Source organism: Paraburkholderia antibiotica, from assembly GCF_012927125.1.
GTDB lineage: Bacteria > Pseudomonadota > Gammaproteobacteria > Burkholderiales > Burkholderiaceae > Paraburkholderia > Paraburkholderia antibiotica.
Genome location: NZ_JABBFZ010000003.1, coordinates 132,836 through 156,256, shown reverse-complemented (window position 1 = coordinate 156,256; position 23,421 = coordinate 132,836). Strand labels below are relative to the sequence as shown.

At 65.9% G+C, this 23,421-nt stretch carries 18 protein-coding genes; 11 read left to right on the top strand and 7 right to left on the bottom strand.

Annotated elements, in window-relative coordinates; genetic code table 11:
* Positions 1 to 31 precede the first annotated feature (31 nt).
* Positions 32 to 2,410: an ATP-dependent DNA helicase RecG gene (recG, locus tag HHL14_RS07590; protein ID WP_169496980.1), complete on the bottom strand. Its 2,379-nt coding sequence runs from the start codon at positions 2,408 to 2,410 to the stop codon at positions 32 to 34.
* A gap of 178 nt (positions 2,411 to 2,588) precedes the next feature.
* Between recG and queA the strand changes: the two genes are divergently transcribed.
* The 5 genes from queA (at position 2,589) to secF (ending at position 8,710) form a co-directional block, all read left to right on the top strand.
* A complete protein-coding gene (queA, locus tag HHL14_RS07585) occupies positions 2,589 to 3,647 on the top strand; it encodes a tRNA preQ1(34) S-adenosylmethionine ribosyltransferase-isomerase QueA (protein WP_169496979.1) in 1,059 nt (352 codons plus the stop codon).
* Between the two features lie 114 nt (positions 3,648 to 3,761).
* Positions 3,762 to 4,955 (top strand): tRNA guanosine(34) transglycosylase Tgt, encoded by a 1,194-nt coding sequence (gene tgt, locus HHL14_RS07580; RefSeq protein WP_169496978.1) that lies wholly within the window; start codon positions 3,762 to 3,764, stop codon positions 4,953 to 4,955.
* Between the two features lie 266 nt (positions 4,956 to 5,221).
* Positions 5,222 to 5,551 (top strand): preprotein translocase subunit YajC, encoded by a 330-nt coding sequence (gene yajC, locus HHL14_RS07575; protein ID WP_169496977.1) that lies wholly within the window; start codon positions 5,222 to 5,224, stop codon positions 5,549 to 5,551.
* A 114-nt stretch (positions 5,552 to 5,665) separates the two neighbouring features.
* Positions 5,666 to 7,741 (top strand): protein translocase subunit SecD, encoded by a 2,076-nt coding sequence (gene secD, locus HHL14_RS07570; RefSeq protein ID WP_169496976.1) that lies wholly within the window; start codon positions 5,666 to 5,668, stop codon positions 7,739 to 7,741.
* Between the two features lie 18 nt (positions 7,742 to 7,759).
* Positions 7,760 to 8,710: a protein translocase subunit SecF gene (gene secF / locus HHL14_RS07565; protein ID WP_169496975.1), complete on the top strand. Its 951-nt coding sequence runs from the start codon at positions 7,760 to 7,762 to the stop codon at positions 8,708 to 8,710.
* 149 nt (positions 8,711 to 8,859) lie between these two features.
* Here the strand turns inward: secF and HHL14_RS07560 are convergent, their stop codons facing one another.
* From HHL14_RS07560 to HHL14_RS07545, 4 genes are all read right to left on the bottom strand, one after another.
* Entirely contained in the window at positions 8,860 to 10,137 is a 1,278-nt protein-coding gene (locus HHL14_RS07560) for an MFS transporter (RefSeq protein WP_169496974.1), read from the bottom strand.
* A gap of 347 nt (positions 10,138 to 10,484) precedes the next feature.
* Entirely contained in the window at positions 10,485 to 11,051 is a 567-nt protein-coding gene (locus HHL14_RS07555) for a YceI family protein (protein ID WP_169497259.1), read from the bottom strand.
* A 109-nt stretch (positions 11,052 to 11,160) separates the two neighbouring features.
* A complete protein-coding gene (locus HHL14_RS07550) occupies positions 11,161 to 11,724 on the bottom strand; it encodes a YceI family protein (protein WP_169496973.1) in 564 nt (187 codons plus the stop codon).
* Positions 11,725 to 11,732: 8 nt separating this feature from the next.
* Positions 11,733 to 12,293: a cytochrome b gene (locus HHL14_RS07545; protein WP_169496972.1), complete on the bottom strand. Its 561-nt coding sequence runs from the start codon at positions 12,291 to 12,293 to the stop codon at positions 11,733 to 11,735.
* A gap of 484 nt (positions 12,294 to 12,777) precedes the next feature.
* Between HHL14_RS07545 and HHL14_RS07540 the strand changes: the two genes are divergently transcribed.
* From HHL14_RS07540 to HHL14_RS07515, 6 genes are all read left to right on the top strand, one after another.
* Positions 12,778 to 13,602 (top strand): paraquat-inducible protein A, encoded by an 825-nt coding sequence (locus tag HHL14_RS07540; RefSeq protein WP_169496971.1) that lies wholly within the window; start codon positions 12,778 to 12,780, stop codon positions 13,600 to 13,602.
* Between the two features lie 7 nt (positions 13,603 to 13,609).
* A complete protein-coding gene (locus tag HHL14_RS07535) occupies positions 13,610 to 14,260 on the top strand; it encodes a paraquat-inducible protein A (protein ID WP_169496970.1) in 651 nt (216 codons plus the stop codon).
* A complete protein-coding gene (locus HHL14_RS07530) occupies positions 14,253 to 15,914 on the top strand; it encodes a PqiB family protein (protein ID WP_169496969.1) in 1,662 nt (553 codons plus the stop codon). The genes HHL14_RS07535 and HHL14_RS07530 overlap by 8 nt, the downstream gene beginning before the upstream one ends.
* On the top strand, positions 15,911 to 16,660 hold the full coding sequence (locus HHL14_RS07525) for a PqiC family protein (protein WP_169496968.1): 750 nt from the start codon (positions 15,911 to 15,913) through the stop codon (positions 16,658 to 16,660). Before HHL14_RS07530 ends, HHL14_RS07525 begins: the two co-directional genes overlap by 4 nt.
* 288 nt (positions 16,661 to 16,948) lie before the next feature.
* On the top strand, positions 16,949 to 19,093 hold the full coding sequence (locus HHL14_RS07520; protein WP_169496967.1) for a site-specific recombinase: 2,145 nt from the start codon (positions 16,949 to 16,951) through the stop codon (positions 19,091 to 19,093).
* Between the two features lie 30 nt (positions 19,094 to 19,123).
* A complete protein-coding gene (locus HHL14_RS07515; RefSeq protein ID WP_169496966.1) occupies positions 19,124 to 20,416 on the top strand; it encodes a THUMP domain-containing class I SAM-dependent RNA methyltransferase in 1,293 nt (430 codons plus the stop codon).
* 76 nt (positions 20,417 to 20,492) lie between these two features.
* Here the strand turns inward: HHL14_RS07515 and HHL14_RS07510 are convergent, their stop codons facing one another.
* Positions 20,493 to 21,869 carry an MFS transporter gene (locus HHL14_RS07510; protein WP_169496965.1) on the bottom strand — a complete coding sequence of 459 codons (1,377 nt, stop codon included), beginning with the start codon at positions 21,867 to 21,869 and terminating at the stop codon, positions 20,493 to 20,495.
* Between the two features lie 456 nt (positions 21,870 to 22,325).
* Positions 22,326 to 23,291, bottom strand: a complete 966-nt coding sequence (locus HHL14_RS07505) for a LysR family transcriptional regulator (RefSeq protein ID WP_206002242.1) — start codon at positions 23,289 to 23,291, stop codon at positions 22,326 to 22,328.
* Positions 23,292 to 23,421: the final 130 nt, after the last annotated feature.

Genomic DNA, 23,421 nt, shown 5'->3' with positions numbered 1-23,421 from the left:
GGCGCAAGCCGCCCGCGGACTCACGCCTTCATCACGCCTTCAGATACTGCTCGCGCGCGCCAAGCCAGCGCGCCAGATGCTGAAGCACTACGTCCGGATACTGTTCGAGCAGCGTCGCGGCGGCCTCGCGAGCGGGCTCGATCAGGTATTGATCGTTTTCGAGGTCGGCGAAACGCAGCATCGCCGCGCCCGACTGGCGCGCGCCGAGAAACTCGCCCGGCCCGCGAATCTCGAGATCGCGCCGTGCGATCTCGAAGCCGTCGGTGGTTTCGCGCATCGTCTGCAGACGCGCGCGCGCGGTCATCGACAGCGGTCCGGTGTACAGCAGCACGCACACCGACGCCGCGCTGCCGCGCCCCACCCGTCCACGCAGCTGATGCAACTGCGCGAGGCCAAAGCGCTCCGCATGCTCGATCACCATCAGCGACGCGTTCGGCACGTCGACGCCCACTTCGATCACCGTCGTCGCGACTAGCAACTGGGTCTCGTTGCGCGAAAACGCGTCCATCACCGCGGCCTTCTCGGCGGGCGCAAGCCGCCCGTGCACGAGCCCGACCTGCAGCTCGGGCAACGCGGCCACCAGCGTTTCGTAGGTCTCGACCGCGGTCTGCAATTGCAGCGTCTCGCTTTCCTCGATCAGCGGACACACCCAGTACACCTGGCGCCCGGTCAGCGCCGCTTCGCGCACGCGGCCGATCACCTCGTCGCGGCGCGCATCGGAGACGAGCTTGGTCAGAATCGGCGTGCGGCCGGGCGGCAGTTCGTCGATCGTCGATACGTCGAGGTCCGCGTAATAGGTCATCGCGAGCGTGCGCGGGATCGGCGTCGCGGACATCATCAGTTGATGCGGCTGAAAGTCGCGCGCGCCATCGGCCGCGCCCTGCGCCTTCGCGCGCAGCGCGAGCCGTTGCGCGACGCCGAAGCGATGCTGTTCGTCGACGATCACGAGCCCGAGGCGCGCGAACTCGACCGCGTCCTGGATGATCGCGTGCGTGCCGATCACCAGTTGCGCGGTGCCGAGCGCGGCCGCCTCGATCGCCGCCCGCTTCTCCTTCGTCTTCAGACTGCCCGCGAGCCACGCGACGCTCACGCCGAGCGGCTCCAGCCAGCCGCGCAGTTTGCGCGCGTGCTGCTCGGCGAGGATTTCGGTCGGCGCCATCAGCGCGGCCTGGTAGCCGGCGTCGATCGCCTGCGCGGCGGCGAGCGCCGCGACGATCGTCTTGCCGCTGCCGACGTCGCCCTGCAAGAGCCGCTGCATCGGATGCGGCTGGGTCAGATCGAGCGCGATCTCGCCGCCGACGCGCTCCTGCGCGGCCGTCAACGAAAACGGCAACGCCTTCAGCAGACGCGCGACCAGCGCGGATTCGTCGCCGAGCTTACGGCGCGGCATCGCTGGCGCGGCGCGCGTGCGGCGCTCGTCGTGCGCGCGTTTGAGCGACATCTGCTGCGCCAGCAGCTCTTCGAACTTGATGCGCACCCACGCCGGATGCGTGCCGTCGATCAGCGCGGTTTCGTCCGAGTGCGCGCCCGGATGATGCAGCGTGCGCACTGCGTCCATCAGCGACGGCACGCCGAGCGGTTCGAGATACGCGCGCGCGACCGGCGCGGGCAGCAGTTCGGGCAGCGAGGTGCGCGCGAGCGCGTTGTCGATCGCCTTGCGCAGATACGCCTGCGACACGCCCGCCGTGCTCGGATAGACCGGCGTGAGCGCCTGCGGCAACGGCGTGTCTTCATCGACGACGCGCACGGCCGGATGCACCATCTCCATGCCGAAGAAGCCGCCGCGCACGTCACCGCGCACCCGCAGCCGCGTGCCGGGCTCCATCTGCTTGACCTGCGAGCCGTAGAAATTGAGAAAGCGCAGCACCAGTTCGTCGCCGTCGGCATCGCGCAACTTGACGAGCAACTGGCGACGCGGCCGGTACGCGATCTCGTTGTCGAACACGACGCCCTCGGTTTGCGCGATGCCGCCGGGCAGCAGGTGGCCGATCGGCGTCAGCGAGGTTTCGTCTTCGTAGCGCATCGGCAGATGCAGCACGAGGTCGATGTCGCGCTTGAGGCCGAGTTTGGCGAGCTTGTCGGCGGTTTTGACGGGGGCTTTGGCTGCGGGTTTGGCTGCGGGTTTTGCGCCGGCAGCCTTTGCGGTCGCTTTGGTTTTGGCGGTGGGCGGCTCGTCGTTGCCGTTGCCATCACCGCTGTCGGCGACGGCTTCCGGCGGATCGCCCGCGCGGCCACCGGCATTCTCGCCATCAGCGCCGACGTCGTTGCCGGCCGCCGTCACGCCAACGCCACCGCCCTCACCGTCTTGCGATGCCTCGTCATCCCGCGCCTCACCTCGCGCACTGCGGCGCCGCGGCGTGGCGCCCGCTTCGAGGGTGGCAACGGACAATCGGCGGTCGGACAAAGGCATGGGCTGCTTCGCAAGTACAATATCGGCTGCTGTCGAAAAAAACGTCGTGCCGCGCCACGTGCTGTCTCGCATGCGGGATGCGGCGCAGGGCGCACAGGCCGCTTCGGCGTCCCGCCATCATAGCCGCCCGGCTCCGGCTTCGGCTCAATTCCGTCCCAATTCGCTTCCAGTCGTTCGCATGTTTACGCTTTCCGATTTCGATTTCGATCTGCCGCCCGAGCTGATCGCGCAAGTCGCGTTGCCCGAGCGCAGCGCGAGCCGTCTGCTCGACGTGGACGCCGCGGGTGCCCCCGATGGCGCCGCGCGCCTGATCGACCGCCGCTTCACCGAGCTGCCCGCGTGCATCGCACCGGGCGATCTGCTCGTGTTCAACGATACCAAGGTGCTGAAGGCGCGCTTCTTCGGCCAGAAGGCGAGCGGCGGCAAGATCGAGGTGCTGGTCGAGCGCCTGACCGGCGAGCGCACCGCGCTCGCGCAGATCCGCGCGAGCAAGAGCCCGCAGCCGGGCACCACCGCCCGTCTCGCGGATGCGTTCGACGTCACCGTCGGCGAGCGCGTCGACCAGTTCTACACGCTGCACTTCCCCGCCGACTGCCTGACGCTGATCGAGCAATACGGCCGTCTGCCGCTGCCGCCGTACATCGAGCACGACCCCGACTCGACCGACGAAACCCGCTATCAAACGGTGTTCGCGCAGAATCCGGGCGCGGTCGCCGCGCCGACCGCGGGCCTGCATTTCGACGACGCGCTGCTCGCGAAGCTCGACGCGCACGGCGTCGAACGCGCGACGCTGACATTGCACGTCGGCGCCGGCACGTTCCAGCCGGTGCGGGTCGAGAACATCGCCGAACACAAGATGCACAGCGAGTGGTATCACCTGCCGCAGGCGCTCGCGGACAAGATCGCCGCGACCAAAGCGCGCGGCAACCGCGTGATCGCGGTCGGCACGACCTCGATGCGCGCGCTCGAAGCCGCCGCGCGCGACGCCGAAGCCGCCGGCCACCCGCTTGCGGCAGCCAGCGCGGAAACCGACATCTTCATCACGCCGGGCTATCGCTTTCGCGTGGTCGACCGGCTGGTCACGAACTTCCATTTGCCGAAGTCGACGCTGCTGATGCTGGTGTCGGCATTCGCGGGCGTCGAGACGATTCGCGCCGCGTATCGTCATGCGATCGACGAGCGCTATCGCTTTTTCAGCTACGGCGATGCGATGCTGCTTACGCGGCGCGATGCTTAAGCGGATCCAGGCACCGCTTCGACGTCTTGTAGTATTCCCAACCGCCGCGAGATCTCGTGGCGGCGTTTCCCTATCCGCGCCGGACTGTTTTCCGGTAGCACAGGAGTTATCTCAATGACCTCAGGTCATCCCTCGTCGCAACAGCCCGTCCACGAGTGCCCGGACAACGGCCTCAAATTCGAACTGCTCGGCACCGACGGCCAGGCGCGCCGCGGCCGCGTCACGCTCAATCACGGCGTGGTCGAAACGCCGATCTTCATGCCGGTCGGCACCTACGGCACCGTCAAGGCGGTCCAGCCACGCGAACTCGATGAGATGCACGCGCAGATCATCCTCGGCAACACGTTTCACCTGTGGCTGCGCCCGGGGCTCGAAACCATCGAGGCGCACGGCGGCCTGCACCGCTTCATGGGCTGGAACAAGCCGATCCTGACCGATTCGGGCGGCTTCCAGGTGTTCTCGCTCGGCGATCTGCGCAAGATCACCGAAGACGGCGTCACGTTCGCGTCGCCGATCAACGGCGACCGGCTGTTCCTGTCGCCGGAAGTGTCGATGCAGATCCAGAAGGTGCTGAACTCGGACATCGTGATGCAGTTCGACGAATGCACGCCGTACGCGACCAACAACATCCCGACCTCGCACAAGGAAGCGGCCGACTCGATGCGTATGTCGATGCGCTGGGCACAGCGCTCGATCGACGAATTCCAGCGCCTCGGCAATCCGAATGCGCTGTTCGGCATCGTCCAGGGCGGCATGTTCGAAGACCTGCGCGACGAGTCGCTCGCCGGCCTCGCGGAGAAGAACTTCCACGGCCTGGCGATCGGCGGGCTGTCGGTCGGCGAGCCGAAGGAAGACATGATGCGGATCCTGAACCACGTCGGCCCGAAGCTGCCGGCCGACAAGCCGCATTACCTGATGGGCGTCGGCACGCCGGAAGACCTGGTGGCCGGGGTGGCTGCCGGCGTCGACATGTTCGACTGCGTGATGCCGACCCGCAACGCGCGCAACGGCTGGCTGTTCACGCGCTTCGGCGACGTCAAGATCCGCAACGCGACGCACAAGAACTCGCTGCGCCCGCTCGACGAGCAATGCGGCTGCTACACCTGCCGCAACTTCACGCGCGGCTATCTGCACCATCTGCATCGCGTCGGCGAAATCCTCGGCGCGCAGTTGAACACGATCCACAACCTGCACTACTACCTCGAACTGATGCAGGAAATGCGCGACGCGATCGACGCGAAGATGTTCGACGCATTCCGCAAGCGGTTCCACGAGGACCGCGCGCGCGGCATCGAACCGGCGTCCTGAGTGCGCGGAGCGCGCGGATTGAACTGAAGAATTCGCGCGTATTTCCCTGTCGATTCAGGGCCGTTCACGATCGCTTCAGCGTCGTTCCACCGAAAAACTTACAATAAGCTTTCGTCAGTGCCGCTTCGAACTCGTCCTGGAACCTCGAAGCGGGCCTTTAAACGGTTGATCGCAAAGCCGATTCGCCGCGCCGGCGCGCGTGTGGCCGGTGGTAGAATAATCGGCTGACTTTTTTGTTAGTTTTGACTGATAACGGAGAGACCAACGTGTCGTTCATTTCCAATGCCTATGCTCAAGGCGCTGCAGCAGGTGGCATCGAATCGAACCTGATGAGCTTCCTGCCGCTGATCCTGATGTTCGGCGTGCTGTACTTCATCATGATTCGCCCCCAGATGAAACGCCAGAAGGAACATCGCAACATGCTCGCCGCGATGGCCAAGGGCGATGAAGTCGTGACGAACGGCGGCATCGTCGGCAAGGTGACGAAGGTGGGCGAAGCCTACGTCGGCATCGAAATCTCGGAAGGCACGGAAATCACCGTGCAAAAGGCGTCGGTCACGACGATTCTGCCGAAGGGCACGATCAAGTCGCTGTAAGGCCTGCTCTCCCGCGTCCGGCGCGGCCTCGCGGTCAATCAGGCAGTTTCGCCAATTGGCCGCGCTCATCGCCGGACGCATCGCATCCAAGCCAACCTTCCCGTTGGACCACTCATGAATCGCTACCCCCTCTGGAAATACGCCGTGATGCTGGTGGCTCTGGTCATCGGCCTCGTGTACACGCTGCCCAATCTGTACGGCGAAGCGCCGGCGGTGCAGGTGTCGAGCGGCAAGGCGACGGTCAGGCTCGACGCCACCACGCTCGCGTCGGTCGAAGCCGCGCTCGCCGGCAATCAGATCAAGCCGACCGCGGTCACGTTCGACAACGCGCAGAACAACGCAAACATCCGCGTGCGTCTGGCTGACACCGACACGCAGCTGCGCGTGAAGGATCTGCTGCAGAAGTCGCTGAACAGCGACCCGAACGATCCGCAGTACATCGTCGCGCTGAACCTGCAAAGCGCGTCGCCGAGCTGGCTGACCGCGCTGCGCGCACTGCCGATGTACCTCGGTCTGGATCTGCGCGGCGGCGTGCACTTCCTGCTGCAGGTCGACATGGCCGGCGCACTCAACAAGAAGCTCGATTCGGACGCCTCGGACGTGCGCACACTGCTGCGCGACAACAACGTGCGCGACGGCGGCGTGAATCGCGTGAACCAGTCGGTGGTGGTGAATCTGGCCGATCAGGCCACCGCGGACGCGGCGCTCAAGCTGCTCAGCCGCGGCGTCAGCGAACTCCAGTGGGCCTCGCAGCCGAACGTCGGCGCGGATGGCGGCGTGCAGCTGGTCGGCACGTTCACGCCGGCCGTGCAGCGCGCGGTGCAGGACGCCGCGCTCAAGCAGAACATCACCACGCTGCATAACCGTGTGAACGAACTCGGCGTGGCCGAGCCGGTGATCCAGCAACAGGGCGCGGACCGCATCGTGGTCGAACTGCCGGGCGTGCAGGACACCGCGAAAGCGAAGGACATCATCGGTCGTACGGCGACGCTCGAAGCGCGCCTCGCCGACCCGGTCAACACGCATCCGAACCCGAACGACCCGGTGCCGCCGGGCGACGAACTGTTCACGCAAGGCAACCAGGTGCCGGTGCTGCTGCGCAAGCAGGTGATCTTCACCGGCGACCGCATCATCGACGCGTCGGCGGGCTTCGACGAGCATCAGCGTCCGTCGGTCAACATCCGTCTCGACTCGGCCGGCGGCCGCTCGGTGCGCGCGGTGTCGCGCGACAACATCGGCAAGCCAATGGCAATGGTGCTGTTCGAGCGCGGCAAGGGCGAAGTGCTGACGGTCGCCACCATCCAGTCGGAGCTGGGCGACCGCTTCCAGATCACCGGTCAGCCGACCCCGCAAGCCGCCGCCGACCTCGCGCTGCTGCTGCGCGCCGGTTCGCTCGCCGCGCCGATGGAAATCATCGAGGAACGCACGATCGGCCCGAGCCTCGGCGCCGACAACATCAAGAAGGGCTTCCACTCGGTGGTGTGGGGCTTCGCGGCAATCGCCGTGTTCATGGTCGCGTACTACATGCTGTTCGGCGTGATCTCGGTGATCGGCCTGTCCGTCAACCTGCTGCTGCTGGTCGCGGTGCTGTCGATGCTGCAGGCCACACTCACGCTGCCGGGTATCGCCGCTATCGCACTCGCGCTCGGTATGGCGATCGACGCGAACGTGCTGATCAACGAGCGCGTGCGTGAAGAGTTGCGCCACGGCGCGCCGCCGCAGCTGGCGATCCAGAACGGCTACGCGCATGCCTGGGCGACGATTCTCGACTCGAACGTGACCACGCTGATCGCCGGTCTCGCGCTGCTCGCCTTCGGCTCCGGTCCGGTGCGCGGTTTCGCGATGGTTCACTGTATCGGTATCCTGACCTCGATGTTCTCGGCGGTGTTCTTCTCGCGCGGCCTCGTCAACTTCTGGTACGGCGGCAAGAAGAAGCTGAAGTCGCTGTCGATCGGCCAGGTGTGGCGCCCGCAAGCGGCCACCGCCGGTGCCTATCTGGGCAACGACGACGCCGCCAGCGACACCGCGCAGGCCATCGCCAACGCGCAGGCCAGCTCGAAGTCGAGCACGAAGGCACCGGCCGCAGCCGGCGCGCAGGGTCGCGGCAAGCCGACCGTGCGTCGCCGCAATGCGCCGGACACGCCGTCGTCGAACGACCCGACGTCGCAGAAACCGGGTTCATCCCGCTGAGTCCCGGAGAACAAGACCATGGAATTTTTCCGTTTCCGTAAAGACATCCCGTTCATGCAGCGCGCGTTGATCTTCAACATGATCTCGCTGCTGACGTTCCTCGCCGCCGTGTTTTTCCTCGTGCATCGCGGGCTGCATCTGTCGGTGGAATTCACCGGCGGTACCGTGATCGAGGTGCAGTATCCGAACGCGGCGCCGCTCGACCCGGTGCGCAACACGCTCGGCAAGCTCGGTTACGGCGACGCGCAGGTGCAGAACTTCGGCACCGCGCGCGACGTGCTGATCCGTCTGCCGCTGAAGGCCGGCTACACGTCCGCACAGCAGAGCGAACAGGTGTTGGGCGCGCTGAAGGCCGACACGCCCGAGGTGCAGTTGCAGCGCGTCGAGTTCGTCGGTCCGCAGGTCGGCAAGGAACTCGCCACCGACGGTCTGCTCGCGCTCGCGTGCGTCGTGATCGGCATCGTGATCTATCTGTCGTTCCGCTTCGAATGGAAGTACGCGGTGGCCGGCGTGATCGCGAACTTGCACGACGTGGTGATCATTCTCGGCTTCTTCGCGTTCTTCCAGTGGGAGTTCTCACTGTCCGTGCTGGCGGCGGTGCTCGCGGTGCTCGGCTATTCGGTGAACGAGTCGGTCGTTATCTTCGACCGGATTCGCGAAACCTTCCGCCGCGAACGCAAGATGAGCGTGATCGAGGTCATCAACCACGCGATCACCAGCACGATGTCGCGAACCATCATCACGCACGGCAGCACGCAGATGATGGTGCTGTCGATGTTCCTGTTCGGCGGCCCGACGCTGCACTACTTCGCACTCGCGCTGACGGTCGGTATTCTGTTCGGTATCTACTCGTCGGTGTTCGTCGCCGCGGCGCTCGCGATGTGGTTCGGCATCAAGCGCGAAGATCTGATCAAGGACAAGAAGGAACGCGTCGATCCGAACGATCCGAACGCGGGCGCGCAGGTTTGATGCACGCGTAGGAAGCTTCAGACAAAAAGGCCGGTTCTCGCGAACCGGCCTTTTGCGTTGACCTGTCCCTCTCCGCCTCTTCGGGCGTCGTCACTTCGTGGCCATACCCACGACGGCAGTTGCCGCTACATCCCTGCCCGCTCCGCTCCCTAGCGAAACCCGAGCTTGCGCCGCGCGCCGAACAGCGCCGTGATACTGATCAGCGCGGCAAACATCATGTAGTAGCTCGGCGCCGCTTTCGAACCGGTCGCGCTGATCAGCCACGCGATGATGAACGGCCCGAAGCCGCCGAAGATCGTCACCGCGATGTTATACGCGAGCGACATGCCGGTCGTGCGCGTCTGCACCGGGAAGATTTCGGACAGCAGCCCCGGCGTCGCGCCGAAGTAGCCGCTGACGAGAAAGCCGAACACGATCTGCCACACGATCAGCGTGCCAAAGCTCGGATGCGCGATCAGATACAGGAACGCCGGATAGACCAGCACGAGCAGCGCCACCGCCGCGCCCAGCATGATGCGCGTGCGGCCATGCAGATCCGACAGATGCCCGAACACCGGCGAAAACACCATCTGGATCAGCCCGGTCACCGCGATCGCTGCGAACGCGACCGACGGCGCAAGCCCCAGTTGCTTCACGCCATAAGTCGGCATGAACAGCACCAGATACGAAGACACGGTGCCGAGCACGACCACGCCCATCGCGATCACGAGGCGCAGTTTGTGCGTCGCGAAGGTATCGCGCAGCGGCGTCTGGGTCGTTTCGGCGGCGAGAAATTCGGGAGTCTCGTCGAGCTTCGTGCGGATGTAGAACGCGACCGGCCCGATCAGCAGGCCGAAGAAAAACGGCACGCGCCAGCCCCACGACGCCATCTGCTGCGGCGACAGCTGGCTCGTCAGCAACGCGCCGAAACCGGCCGCGAGCAGCGTCGTCAGCCCCTGGCTCGCCATCTGCCAGCTCGCGTAGAAGCCACGCCGCCCCGGCACGTGCTCGGCGAGAAACGCGGTCGCGCTGCCGAACTCGCCGCCCGCCGAGAAGCCCTGCATCAGCCGCGCGATCACCAGAATCAGCGGCGCGGCCAGACCGATGCTTTGATAGGTCGGCAGAATCGCGATGATCAGCGTGCCGCTCATCATCAGCAGGATCGACAGCGTCAGCGCCGCCTTGCGACCGGCGCGGTCGGCGTACGCGCCGATCACGATCGCGCCGAGCGGCCGCATGAAAAACGACACGCCGAACGTGCCGAGCGTAAGCAGCAACGACACCGTCTCGTTGCCGGCCGGGAAAAACAGCCGCGAGATCGTCACGGCGAAAAAGCCGTACACCACCAGATCGAACCATTCGAGCGCGTTGCCGATCGAGGCAGCCGCGACCGCGCGCCACGAGTTCTGCCGGCTTCCCGCGACACTTGCCGCTGTCGTTGCATTCATCCAGATCTCCTGTATCGCGCGAACTATTTATCGATCGACGCGAACGCATGACGTCCGCGCCAGCCTCACCGGCTACGCGCTCGACCGGCATGACTCCATGCGCTCTATTTAACTGAAAAAAATAAACCGACGCGAGCGACAAATATTGGATGGTGCGTCGCAGGTGGACGCGGCGAAGACGCCGCAACGCGGCAGCAAGCGCGCGACGCTCGCTACAGGCGATAAAAAACCGCTTCGTCGCGAGGCGACAGAAGCGGTTGATGGAAGCGGTTTCGTGTTGCGGTGCAGCGCGGAAGCTGCCTGCCTGTGCCTCCTTCGACAGAGGCACGAGCGGTTCATCGTCGGGCTTACTGCTTCACGCCTTCCGACTGGATATGCAGGCGCGTCTGCATGCTGAAGCCGTACTTCGCGCCGAAGTCCAGACCGAAGTCGGCACGGTTGAATTCCGTGCTCGCCTCGACGCCGCACACTTCGCGCTTGAGCACCGGATGCTGCATGCACTTGAACGAATCGATCTTCAGATTCACCGGCTTCGTGACGCCGCGAATCGTCAGATTACCTATCACCTCGACCGGCTTGTCGCCGTCGAACTTGATCTCGGTGCCCTTGTAGGTCACGGTCGGATACTTCGCGACGTCGAAGAATTCGGGCGTCTTCAGATGGTCGTCGAGCTTCGCGTTGCCGGTCTGCACCGACGCCGGATCGACGCTCACCTCGAGCGTGCCGGTCTTCGCCGCGCGATCGAGCGTCACCGTGCCGGTGGTCTTCGTGAACTTGCCGCGCCAGATCGACAGACCGCCGAAGTGATCGGCTTCGAAGCTCGGATAGGTATGGGTCGGATCGAGCATATAGGTATCGGCGGCAAATGCCCCGAGCGACAGCGACGAAGCCAGCGCACCAACAGCGATCAACATGGTCGTTTTCAATTCGTGCTCCTGTATTACGTTGAAAATCGCGGTGAAACCTGCGTTGCGAAACCCGCCGCGCCCCACGCGGCGCGGCCTACCTCATACGAACGCCACGTTACTTGTGCGCGGCGACGATATGAAACTTGATGACGACTTCGTCGGCGACCACCGAGGTGTCCTTCCATTCGCCGGTACCGATGTCGAACTGCGAGCGTTTGATCGGCAGCGCGCCGTCGAAGGTCTGCGTCGCGCCCTGCTGGCTCACGGTGACCGGCACCACGACCGTCTGCGATTTGCCCTTGATGGTCAGCTTGCCGGTCACCTTGAACTGGTTGCCGCCAGCCGGCGCGATCGCGCTCGACACGAAGGTCGCGCTCGGATACGTCTTCGCGTCGAACCACTCCTTGCCGCGCACCTGCTCGTTGTAGCTCTCGTCACCGAGGTCGTAGCTGGCGACGTCGATGTTCAGTTGCGCGCTGCCGGCCGCCGGTTTGGCCGGATCGAAGCTGACCTGCGCGGTGAACTTGCCGAACTTGCCCTCGACCGGCACGTTCATCTGTTTCGAGGTGGCCGTCACCAAGCTCTTCGCGACGTCGACCTGCGCGAGCGCCGCGCCGGCGGCGGTCAGCGACGCGGCCGCGAACGCCGCCAGCATGTAGCGATAAAACGAGACCTTCATGGTTGTCCTTATTTGAGGAAAGGGAGCATGCGCGACAGCAGCCCGTCACGGTCGACCAGTTGATGCTTGAGCGCGGCCACCACGTGCAGCGCGACCAGCACGAGCAGCGTGTAATTCAGCGCGATGTGCAGGTTCTTCAGCACTTCCTTGAGCTGCGGGTCGGGCGCGATCAGGCGCGGCAGCGGAATCAGCCCGAGATAGACGACCGGCACGTTGGCCGCCGAGCTGTACAGATAGCCGGACACGGGAATCGCGATCATCAGCACGTACAACAGCAGATGCACGAGATGCGCGGCGCCGCGCTGCCAGGTGGGCATGCGGCGCGGCATCGGCGGCGCGGCGTGGGTCGCGCGCCACAGGATGCGCAGGATCGCGAGCGCGAACACGGTCACGCCGATCCATTTATGCCAGGAGAAATAGCGCAGCTTGGTGGGCGTGAAGCCCGGGATATCGGTCATCACCCAGCCAAGCGCGAAGCCGCAGACGATCAGCAATGCGATCAGCCAGTGAAACGCGATGGCGGTCCGTGTGTACGACTCCCGGTTACCGAACGATGGATTGAGTGTCATGACAGGTCAACGCTGGCTGGTAGAAGTTAACGGTGCGGCGCGCCCGGCTATTCCGCGCTGCGTGCGGCGGCGCCTCGGTGGGGCCTGCTACAGCCGCCGCTACCGCTGATGCCGCCTATGCCGTCTATGCACACCGCATCGGCGGTATCGACGGACGCACGGACGACGCGCGGCTCAAGGCCGCCATGCTACCCGAAGCGCGAGAAGCTGGCTGCAGCGGCGTTGGCCGGACAGGTCCGATTTTTGCAGCGCAGCGCCTCGGCGGCGCCAGCAAGCCTGAACAAATCGACAGACAAAGCGGTCAGAGCGCGCGGCGCGGACGAGCCTGGCCACGGCCCGGCACCGTTCCGGGCGCCGCGCGATTCATGCGGTGCGCGAGGCCGCGTTTGGTACTATTGCTCCCACTCCGCCTGACTCGTCCCAGAGAACAGGCCTTGCACGCCGCTACTCAAGTCGCCACTCATGTCGTTAGGTCACCTGCTGCATGGAACATGACAACCTGATCGCGTGCCATGAATGCGACACGCTGTTCCGCAAGCCACGGCTTGTCGGGCGCACCGCCGCGCGCTGTCCGCGCTGCGGCGCGACGCTCTATCGCGGCGTATCGCGTAAGCTCGACGCAATCTGCGCGATGACGCTCGCCGCGCTGATCACCTTCCTGATCGCGCAGGGCTTTCCGATCGTCGAACTCGAGACCAACGGCATCACCTCGCAGACCACGCTGTTCGGCGCGCTCGTCGCGCTGTGGGGCGAGGACATGGAAATCGTCGCGGTGATGGTGTTCTGCTCGACCATTCTCTTTCCGCTCACCGAACTCGTCGCGCTGCTGTATGTGCTGGTGCCGCTGCGCGCCGGCTACGTGCCGACCCACTTCAACCGCGTGCTGCGCGCGATCCAGTTCGTGCGGCCGTGGGGGATGATCGAAGTCTTCATGCTCGGCGTGCTGATCACGATCGTGAAGATGGTGAGCCTCGCGCGCGTGATTCCCGAAGCGGCGCTGTTCGCGTTCGGCGCGCTGACGCTGATGTTCGCGGTCGTCGTCACATTCGATCCCGCCGTGCTGTGGGACATCGCCGACGAACTCGGCGGCCGCGACGACCGTCCGTTGCCGCGCACCTCGGCCGATAGCGCGGCCGCCGCGCTCGGCACGCCGATGGCGCCGGGGTCGCCGATACCGCCAGAGTCGCACGGCGCGCAGACCGCGCCGCCGCCCGACATCACTACGAGCAACGGCAACGCCACCGGCCCGTCCAATGGCCCATCCGGCAACGCCCCGCCCGGCCTGCCGCCCACGCCGCGCGAAGGATGAGCCCGCGATGAAATACGTCACCGCGAAACGCGCGGGCCTCGTCTCCTGTCATTCGTGCGGACGCGTCGAAACGCGCATCCGCTCGGTCACGCCGCAGCACTGCGGCCGCTGCGGCGCGCCCCTGCACTCGCGCAATCCCGACAGTCTGATGCGCACATGGGCACTGCTGATCGCCGCCGCGCTGCTGTATATTCCGGCCAACCTGCTGCCGGTGATGCACACGTACTCGCTGCTCGGCGCCGAAGACGACACCATCATGAGCGGCGTCGTCTATTTCTGGACCTCGGGCGACTGGCCGCTCGCGGTCATCGTGTTCATCGCCAGCATCATGGTGCCGATGCTGAAACTCAGCGTGCTGGTGCTGCTCACCGTCACCGCGCAGCGCCGCTCGCGCTGGCGGCCGCAGCAGCGCACCACGCTGTACCGGATGGTCGAGCGGATCGGTCGCTGGTCGATGCTCGACGTGTTCGTCGTCACGCTCACCGTCGCGCTGGTGCGCTTCAAATCGCTGGCCGTGATCACGGCCGGGCCGGGCGCGATCGCGTTCGGCGCGGTCGTGATCCTGACCATGATAGCTTCCATGCAATTCGATCCACGGCTCATCTGGGACCCCGTGGAAAGCAGCACCCCAACACCTCAGGATTCTGACCATGACTAGCCCGCAAGGACCGACGCCCGCTTCCGAAGACGCGCCGCGCAACGATTCGAACGGACCCAGACTGCCGCCCCAACTGCCGGACCCCGACATCGAACCGCGCAGCCGCTGGCTGCCGTCGCTCGTCTGGGTGATTCCGCTGATCGCCGCGCTGATCGGTATCGCGCTCGTGATCAAGTCGGTGACCGAGCGCGGGCCCGTGATCACGATCAGCTTCATCAGCGCGGAAGGGCTGGAGCCGGGCAAGACCAAGGTCAAGTACAAGGACGTCGACGTCGGTTCGGTGAAGACGATCACGCTGTCGAGGGATCTGTCGCACGTGCTCGTGCAGGTGCAGTTGACCAAGGAAGGCGAGAACTTCGCGGTCAAGGATTCACGCTTCTGGGTGGTGCGCCCGCGGGTCGGCGCGAGCGGCGTGTCGGGCCTGACCACGCTGCTCTCCGGCGCGTACATCGGCACGGACGCCGGCCGCTCGACCGATACCGAGAAGAACTTCGTCGGCCTCGAAACGCCGCCGCCCATCACCGGCGACCAGAAGGGCCGCCAGTACACGCTGCATGGCGACTCGCTCGGCTCGATCGACATCGGCTCGCCGATCTTCTACCGGCGCGTGCAGGTCGGCCAGGTGGTCGGCTTCTCGCTCGATAAAGACGGCACCGGCGTGACGATGCAGGTGTTCGTGTCGCAGCCTTTCGACCAGTACGTCGGCACCAACACGCGCTGGTGGCACGCGAGCGGCGTCGATCTGCGGCTCGATTCGAGCGGCTTCAAGCTGAACACGCAGTCGCTCGCGACGGTGATCGTCGGCGGTCTGTCGTTCCAGTCGCCGCCGGGTCAGAACATGGGCCCGCAGGCGCCGAACAACCAGACCTTCCGCCTCGGCTCCGACGAAGTGGACGCGATGCGCGAACCGGACGGCGTGCCGCTGCGCGTCGTGATGAACTTCAACCAGTCGCTGCGCGGTCTGTCGATCGGCGCGCCGGTCGACTTCCGCGGCATCGTGCTCGGCCAGGTGACCAACATCGGCATCGACTACGATCCGAAGACCCGCAGCTTCACGATGCCGGTGACGATGAACGTGTATCCGGACCGCCTCGGCAAGCGCTTCCGCGAAAACGCGCCGCAGCCCGGCTCGCTCGCCGGTCAGACGCTGCTCGAACAGCTGGTCAAGCACGGCCTGCGCGGCCAGTTGCGCACCGGCAACCTGATCACGAGCCAGCTGTACGTGGCGCTCGACATCTTCCCGAAAGCGCCGCCGGCCAAGGTCGACGTGACGAGCGATCCGCTCGAACTGCCGACCATCCCGAACACGCTCGACGAGTTGCAGCTGCAGGTCGCGGACATCGCGAAGAAGCTCGACAAGGTGCCGTTCGACCAGATCGGCGACAACCTGAACAGCGCGCTGAAGAACGCCGACCAGCTGTTCGCGCGGCTGGACAAGGAAGTCGTGCCGCAGGCGCGCGACACGCTGACGGCCGCGAAGCAGACCTTCAGTTCGGCTCAGCAGACCTTGCAGCAGGACTCGCCGTTGCAGTCCGACGTTCATCAGGCGTTGCAGGAACTGACGCGCACGTTGCAGTCGCTGAACGCGCTGTCGGATTACCTGGAGCGTCATCCCGAATCGCTGTTGCGCGGTAAATCAGGAGATAAACCATGATGTTTGCCCGGCTCCCCCGTCTGCCGCGCGGCACTGTGCGTCGTGCGGCCCTTGCCGGCGCGCTGGGCGCGGCGATGCTGCTGGCGGCGTGCTCGTCGCCGTCGAGCCGTTTCTATACGCTGGGCGGCGCCGATCCGGCCGCCGCGAACGGCGCCACGCCGGCGGTGGCGCGCACCGCCGCCGCGCCCGCGTGGCTGATCGAAGTCGCACCGGTCAACGTGCCGCCGCAGGTGTCGAGAAACCAGCTGGTCGTGCAGACCGGCCCCACCCAGGTGCAACTGCTCGAACAGGAACGCTGGGCCTCGCTGCCCGGCGACGAAATCCGCCGTGCGTTGTCGACCGATCTGACGCAGCAGCTCGGCACCCTCGACGCGTTCGGCACCGCGCATCCCGACGATGTCGCCGTGTACCGGATCGCGATGAACGTGCAGCGCTTCGAGTCGTGGCCCGGCTCGCATGCGTTGATCGACGCGGTGTGGAGCGTGCGGGCCGTGCGCAGCAATGCGGTGATGACCTGCCGCAGCGTGGTCAGCGAAACGGTCGGCGGCGGCTACGATGCGCTCGTCGATGGACATCGGCGCGCGCTCGCGGAAGTGTCGACGCAGATCGCGGCCGGCGTGCATGCGATGGCCGCGGCGAATAGCGGCGCTACCACTGGCCGGGCGGCGTCGGCGGCGAAGCCCGCCGCTGCGGTCGCGGTGCCGCCATGCCCGTCCGCGACCAATGGCGCGGCAGCCGGCGCCTGACAGCGTCGGCGGGTGGATCGGACGAGTCTGTACGCGAGGGTGTGCCCGAGCGTGCTTCTCTGATCCACATCAATTTATATTGCATCGTTGTGCAACCGTTGTGTGACGCTGGTCGTCCAAGCGATGCAAAACATGCAGCAACCGGCGTGGCCCGGCTGAACCGCCGGACCACGCAAGCCGCGTCCCTTCATCACCCCACCGACCAAGCTCGCAGGCGTGCGGCCCGCGAGCGGATTTGCGCGGCGTCGGCACGACATTTCGTCCCGCACGCCTCGGCAGGAAAAACCCATGTTCGACTCAATCAAACGACTCATCAAAAAATGGCGGGCGTCGCGCGACGGCGGCCATCAGCTCGACGCGCTGCTCGCGATCGCGGATAAAACCGCACCCTACGCGGAGCGCAGCGAGTGGCTGATCGAACTCGCGCACTGGATCCGCCGCGGTCACGCGGTGCGCCCCGGCGCGGCCGAGGCCGAGCCCGACGAAGCGCCGGTCGCGCAGTCGAATCCGGCGCACACGCGCATCCGTTATCTGCTGCACGTGCTCGACCGCAATCCCGCATGGAAGGCGAACGTCGCCGGCATCCTGCGCGCGCTGCTGCGCGAAAGCGACGGCCTGTCGCTGCTATGCGACGCCGGCATGCCGGTGCACTCGGGCCTCGTCGGCGCGGTGTTCGAGCGCGTCGAAGCAGCGATGATTCCTCCCGCGCCGAACCGCCGCGACCTGCAATCGATCGTCACGCTGATGTTCGGCTCCGAGCTCGACGCCGCGTGGATCGACACGCTGCCCACCGATCTGCTCGTGCGCATTCACGCGCTGTTCGACTACGCGCCCGACGCGGACGACGCCCACGACAGCACGCCGTTCTCGCTCGACCTGCTGGCCGCGCTGCACAACCTCACCTGCCAGATCAGCTCGACGGGCCTGTCGCAAACCGTGCGCAGCCGTCTCGGCGGCGATAACGACACGCGCACCGCCGACACCAGCGACGTACGCGTCGCGATGGAAAGCCAGCCGTTCTACCGCCTCACCCGCGCGATGCTCGCGGTCGAAGCCGCGCATCAGGAGTACGCGGCGGGCGGCCCGCAGGAACCGCTGCTGCGCGAGGTCAACTTTCTGCGTCTGCTGCTCGACGAATGCCGCGGCGCGACCAACAACGTGTTCGCGCATCTGTATCGCAACGGCGTGAGCGTCGACATCGTGTTTCAGGTCGAGCGGATGCGCATGCGCATCGAACGCGCCGAGCATCTGCTCGATGCGTGGATGGCGCAGCACGATCCGCACGCGGCCGCGCGCCTGACCGCCGAGCTGGTGCGCGCGAATCACGCGAGCCAGAGCGTCGCGCACCTCGCGCGCAGCAATTTCTCGCTGCTCGCGCGCAAGGTCGTCGAGTACAGCGCCGACACCGGCGAGCACTACATCGCGCGCGATCGCGCCGAGTATCTGAAGATGATGCGCATGGCCGCGGGCGGCGGACTCGTCACGGTGGTCACCGTGTGCGTGAAGTTCGCGATCACCGGCGCGCATCTGCAGTCGATGATCGAGGGCCTGCTCGCCGGCATCAACTACGCGGCGAGCTTCCTGCTGATGCACTTCCTGCACTTCTCGCTCGCCACCAAGCAGCCCGCGATGACCGCGCCGACGCTCGCGCGCGAACTCGACGACGTCGACACGCAGGCGGGTGTCGACAGTTTCGTCAGTTCGGTGACCGCGCTGATGCGCACCCAGGCCGCGGCGGTGCTCGGCAACGTGCTGCTGGTGTTTCCGGTGTGCCTCGGCGTGGATCTGGCGTGGCACGCGCTGTTCGGCACGGACCTGATCTCGTCGGAGAAGGCGCTCGCCACCCTGCGTTCGTTTTCGCTGATCGGGCCCACGCCGTTCTACGCGGCGCTGACCGGCGTGCTGCTGTGGTCGTCGAGCCTGCTCGCGGGCTGGGCGGACAACTGGTTCATCCTGCACCGCGTCGCCGATGCGCTCGCCTACAACCGGCGCCTGCGCATGACGCTCGGCGTGGCCGGCGCCGAGCGTCTCGCACGCTTTTGCCGCACCAATGTCGCGGGCGTAGTCGGCAACATCACGCTCGGCCTGATGCTCGGTCTCGTGCCAGCGATCCTCACCGCGTTCGCGTTCAGCTTCGAGGTACGTCACGTGACACTCAGCGCCGGATCGATCGGCGTGGCGCTCGGCGTGCTCGGCGAAAGCGCGCTGAAACTGCCGGAATTATGGTGGGCGGTGGCGGGCGTCGGCAGCATGGCGATTCTCAACGTCGCGGTGAGTTTTGCGCTGGCGTTCTATATGGCGGTGAAATCGCGCGATTTGCGCCGCAATGCGGTGCGTTCGCTGCGCGGCGCGATCTGGCAGCGGGTCCGGCGGCGTCCGTTGGAACTGGTCTGGCCGGTGAACGGGGCGCCGCACCCCGACCGCGTACAATAGCGCCTTATCCAACGCCTTGCGGCAACCTCAATGTCCTTCGATTTTTTCCTTCCGTGCCCGCGCGGGCTTGAAGCCTCGCTCGCGGCCGAACTCGCCGAAATTGCCGCCAACCATCTGAACGGCGCCGCCTTCACGGCCGGCGCCCAGGTGCCGGGCGGCGTACATTTTCGCGGCGGCTGGGCCGCCGGCATGGCCGCCAACCTGTATTCGCGCCTCGCGAGCCGCGTGCTGCTGAAGATCGCGCATCGGCCGTATCGCAGCGAGCAGGACATCTACGCACTCGCCGTCGAGCAGCGCTGGGAGCAATGGTTCTCCGCGCACGAAACGCTGCGTGTCGACGTCACCGCGATCAAGTCGCCGCTGCGCAGCCTCGAATTCACGACGCTGCGCGTGAAGGATGCGATCTGCGACCGTCTGCGCGAAAAGAGCGGCGCGCGCCCGAGCATCGATACCGCGATGCCCGACGTGCGCGTGTTCGCGTTTCTGACCGCGACCGACTGCACGCTCTATCTCGACACCTCGGGCGATCCGCTCTTCAAGCGCGGCTGGCGTCTCGACAAGGGCGCGGCGCCGCTGCGCGAAAACCTCGCGGCGGGCATCCTGCGCCTGACCGGCTGGCAGGCCGGCACGCCGCTGTATGACCCGATGTGCGGCAGCGGCACGTTCCTCGCGGAAGCCGCGCAGGTCGCGCTGAATATCGCGCCGGGCGCCGAGCGCCGCTTCGGCTTCGAGAAGCTCAAGCAATTCGACTCCAAGGCATGGCGCGAGCTGAAAAACGCCGCGCTCGACGCGAAGAACGCCGCGCGCGGCTCACGCGCCGATCTGCAGATTTTCGGCAGCGACATTTCGAGCAACATGCTCGATAAGGCACGCGCGAACTTCGAGCGCGCCGGTCTGCCGTCCATCCAGTTGAAGCAGCTAGACGCGCGCGACATGACGCCGCCGTCGTCGGCGCCGGGCATCCTCGTCGCGAATCCGCCATATGGCGAACGGATCGAAGTGCGCGGCCGCAATGCGCGCGGCGAGTTGCGCGAAGGCCGCGGCCAGCGCGAGCAACGCGACGACGACAGCTTCCGCCGCATTCAGGAAGAAGCGCCGGACAGCGAGTTTTTCCAGCTGTTCGGCAACGCGCTGAAGCAGCGTTTCACGGGCTGGCACGCGTTCGTTCTGACCTCGGATCGCAAGCTGCCGGGTCAATTGCGGTTGCGCGAATCGACGAAGACGCCGCTCTTTAACGGCGCGCTCGAATGCCGGCTGTTCCGCTTCGATCTGATCGCGGGCAGCGTGCGGCAACGGCCGCAAAGCGATACACCGGCAGCCTGAGCCGGCACGCTTTCGCCTCATGCGGCGTGGTTGTCGATAGATCGCGACAACCACGCACGCTCTCCGACTCCTTCCGTCAGACCACCGGCGAATCCGCCGTCATCACCCGTGCGGACGTGCGTTGCGACTGCGACGCCTCGGCATCCGCGCGACGCAGCGCGGCCGGCAACAGCGGCACCAGCACGAGCCCGAGCACCGACGCCAGAATCGCGACGAAGAACCCCGACGACGCCTTGCCCGTCGCGGACTCGGCAAGCCCGTACGCATACGGGCCGACGAACGCGCCGATCAGCCCCAGCATGTTGATGAACGCGAGCCCCGCCGCCGCGCCGAAGCCCTGCATGCGTCCCATCGCGATGGTCCAGTACAGCGTCAGCACGCCCTTGCCGAAGAACGCGAGAATCGCCAGCAACGCGATCCGCACCACCAGCGTCGGTACCAGCAGGAACAACACCGAACCGGCGATCAAACCGAAAGTCAGCAGCCCCAGCAACAGACAATCGCGTTGCAGCCAGCGCTGAATGCGCGGCACGCCCAGCACGCCGATCACCGAGCCGACGCCGATCGCGCTCGACAGCGCGCCGACCAGCAACGGCGTCTTCACATGCATCTGCTGCACGATCGCCGGCGTGAAGAAGATCAGACCGATGAACGCGATCTGGTTGAAGAAATAGATCGCGCCGATCAGCGTGACGAACGGCTTCAGCAACGCCTGCTTCAGCATCGCGAGCGTGATCCGGCTCGCGTCGTGGCCGCCGCCGGTTCCGGAGCTCACCGCGCGCGCGGTCAGCAGGTCGGCTTCCTGTTTCGAGAGCCAGCGCGCGTCGTGCGGACGCTCCGGCAGCTTGAACCACAACAGCACGCCGACGAGGATCGACGGCACGCCTTCGGCGAGAAACATCCATTGCCAGCCGTGCAGACCGAAGCTGCCGTCGAGCTGCATCAGCGCGCCGCCGACCGGATTACCGATCAGCAACGCGAGCGCCGGCGCGGTATAGACCCAGCCGACCGCGATCGAGCGGTCTTCCTGCGCGAACCACAACGTGATCATGTACATCAGCGCCGGAAACAGCCCGGCTTCGGCCGCGCCGAGCAGCATCCGCATCACGTAGAACGAGGTCTCGCCGCGCACGAACATCATCGCGGCCGACAACGCGCCCCACGTGATCGCGATCCGCACGATCCAGCGGCGCGGACCGAAGCGGTGCGCGGCCAGGTTGCTCGGCACTTCGAGCAGCGCATAGCTGAGAAAGAAAATGCCCGCGCCGAAACCATAGGCGGCGGCCGACAGACCGAGATCGATCGCCAGCTGGCTTTTGGCGATCGACACGTTGGTGCGGTCCAGATACGACAGCAGATAAATCAGGCACATCAACGGAATCAGACGCAGCATCGCTTTGCGCGTCGCCGCGCGATGCAGGGCATCCGCCGATGCGGTCACAGGGGTACTCATCGATATGTCTCCAGCGATATTCGAATCATGTTGTTGTAGAGCCGTCGGGCGCGTAGCCCGCGACGATGCGCGGCCGATGAAGCCGGGCCGGCCTCCGGCGAGAAACGCTCAGGCAGGAACCGCTCGGGCACGAGCCGGACTGGTCGTGCCGCGTCCCCCGCGTGGCGGCCACGCGTCCCTTCACAGGCGAGAGAAAGGGCTACGTGTGGCGGGGGGAAATCACGGCAGGCGCGCGCTTGCCGTGAAGCGCACTTTGAAGGCATCGCCGGCGATTGACAAAGACCTTTTTGCGATGGAAAGCCATGCTTTGAGGGGATAGCTCGGGCACAGGCATGCCGTGCGTGGTTGGGCTGGGCTCGCGACCTGCGCCTCACCTCGACAACGCACGCTCTCCACTCACGCAACGCGCCGCAACGCAACGCGATACGGCGCGACGTAAAGCAACGCAACCCGCTCCTATTCGTCCGCCACCGAAAGCCCCGCGCCGTGCTCGCTGTCGCCGAGCCACGTCGCGTAGTCCTTCCACGCGCCGTCGACCACGAGATCGCGCACGTTGTCGCGCACCACTTCGGCCATCGTGCGCACGAGCCGCGACGCGCGCTGTTCACGCAACGTCGCGAGCGACACGATCGAGCGGATCGCCGGACGCTCGATCGGCAGCGCGCACAGATCGCCGCGCTCGACTTCCTCCTGGATCGCCGTGTAGGTCAGCAGCGAATAGCCGAGCCCGCGCTTCACCAGCGCCTTGGTCAACGTCACGCTGTCGACTTCGAGAACGATGCGCAGATGCACACCATGCTGCACCGCCGCCTGTTCGAGCACGCGACGGTTCGCATGCGGAAAGCCTGGCACGATCAGCGGCAACTCGGCGAGATCGCGAATGCGCAGCGGCTCGCCGCCGCGTCGCTCGATCACGGTATCGTCCGGCGGACCGACGATCACCATCGCTTCGCTGCACAGCGGCAGCACGTCGAAGGCTTCGAGCGCCGGCTGGTTGTAGACGATCGCCAGATCGACGCGTCGATCGAGCAGCCATTCCTGCAGCGAACTGCTGAGTCCCTCGCGGATATGCAGCCCCACCGCCGGCCAGCGTTCACGAAACGCTTCGACGATCGGCGCCGACACGCGCACGCCCACCGCCGGCGGCAAGCCGAGTGCGATATGCCCGCTCAGCCGGTCGGACGACGCCCGCACGTGTTCGCCCGTCTGCGTGACGAAGTTGATGATCATTTCCGCGCGTTCGAGCAACTGCGCGCCGCCGCTCGTCAGACGCACGCCGCGTCCATGCCGCACGAACAGCGCGATGCCCAGTTCTTCCTCGAGCTTGGCGATCTGCCGGCTCAACGCCGGCTGCGCGACGTACAGTTCCGCGGCCGCGCGGCTGAAGCTGCCCACTCGCGCGATATGCACGAACGAGCGCAATTCCTTGATTTCGATGATCGTCTCCCGGTGCGTCGCGTGTCCCCACGCGAGCTATGCTTTTGGAGCATAGATTTCCATCAGAAAAAGGTTTTTGTCAATAGCTCGTGCGCGCGGCACAGTATCGAAAAAC

Coding starts and splice junctions, on each gene's coding strand:
- recG (WP_169496980.1), bottom strand. CDS start 2,410: ATGCCTTTGTCCGACCGCCGATTGTCCGTTGCCACCCTCGAAGCGGGC.
- queA (WP_169496979.1), top strand. CDS start 2,589: ATGTTTACGCTTTCCGATTTCGATTTCGATCTGCCGCCCGAGCTGATC.
- tgt (WP_169496978.1), top strand. CDS start 3,762: ATGACCTCAGGTCATCCCTCGTCGCAACAGCCCGTCCACGAGTGCCCG.
- secD (WP_169496976.1), top strand. CDS start 5,666: ATGAATCGCTACCCCCTCTGGAAATACGCCGTGATGCTGGTGGCTCTG.
- secF (WP_169496975.1), top strand. CDS start 7,760: ATGGAATTTTTCCGTTTCCGTAAAGACATCCCGTTCATGCAGCGCGCG.
- HHL14_RS07560 (WP_169496974.1), bottom strand. CDS start 10,137: ATGAATGCAACGACAGCGGCAAGTGTCGCGGGAAGCCGGCAGAACTCG.
- HHL14_RS07555 (WP_169497259.1), bottom strand. CDS start 11,051: ATGTTGATCGCTGTTGGTGCGCTGGCTTCGTCGCTGTCGCTCGGGGCA.
- HHL14_RS07550 (WP_169496973.1), bottom strand. CDS start 11,724: ATGAAGGTCTCGTTTTATCGCTACATGCTGGCGGCGTTCGCGGCCGCG.
- HHL14_RS07545 (WP_169496972.1), bottom strand. CDS start 12,293: ATGACACTCAATCCATCGTTCGGTAACCGGGAGTCGTACACACGGACC.
- HHL14_RS07540 (WP_169496971.1), top strand. CDS start 12,778: ATGGAACATGACAACCTGATCGCGTGCCATGAATGCGACACGCTGTTC.
- HHL14_RS07535 (WP_169496970.1), top strand. CDS start 13,610: ATGAAATACGTCACCGCGAAACGCGCGGGCCTCGTCTCCTGTCATTCG.
- HHL14_RS07530 (WP_169496969.1), top strand. CDS start 14,253: ATGACTAGCCCGCAAGGACCGACGCCCGCTTCCGAAGACGCGCCGCGC.
- HHL14_RS07525 (WP_169496968.1), top strand. CDS start 15,911: ATGATGTTTGCCCGGCTCCCCCGTCTGCCGCGCGGCACTGTGCGTCGT.
- HHL14_RS07520 (WP_169496967.1), top strand. CDS start 16,949: ATGTTCGACTCAATCAAACGACTCATCAAAAAATGGCGGGCGTCGCGC.
- HHL14_RS07515 (WP_169496966.1), top strand. CDS start 19,124: ATGTCCTTCGATTTTTTCCTTCCGTGCCCGCGCGGGCTTGAAGCCTCG.
- HHL14_RS07510 (WP_169496965.1), bottom strand. CDS start 21,869: ATGAGTACCCCTGTGACCGCATCGGCGGATGCCCTGCATCGCGCGGCG.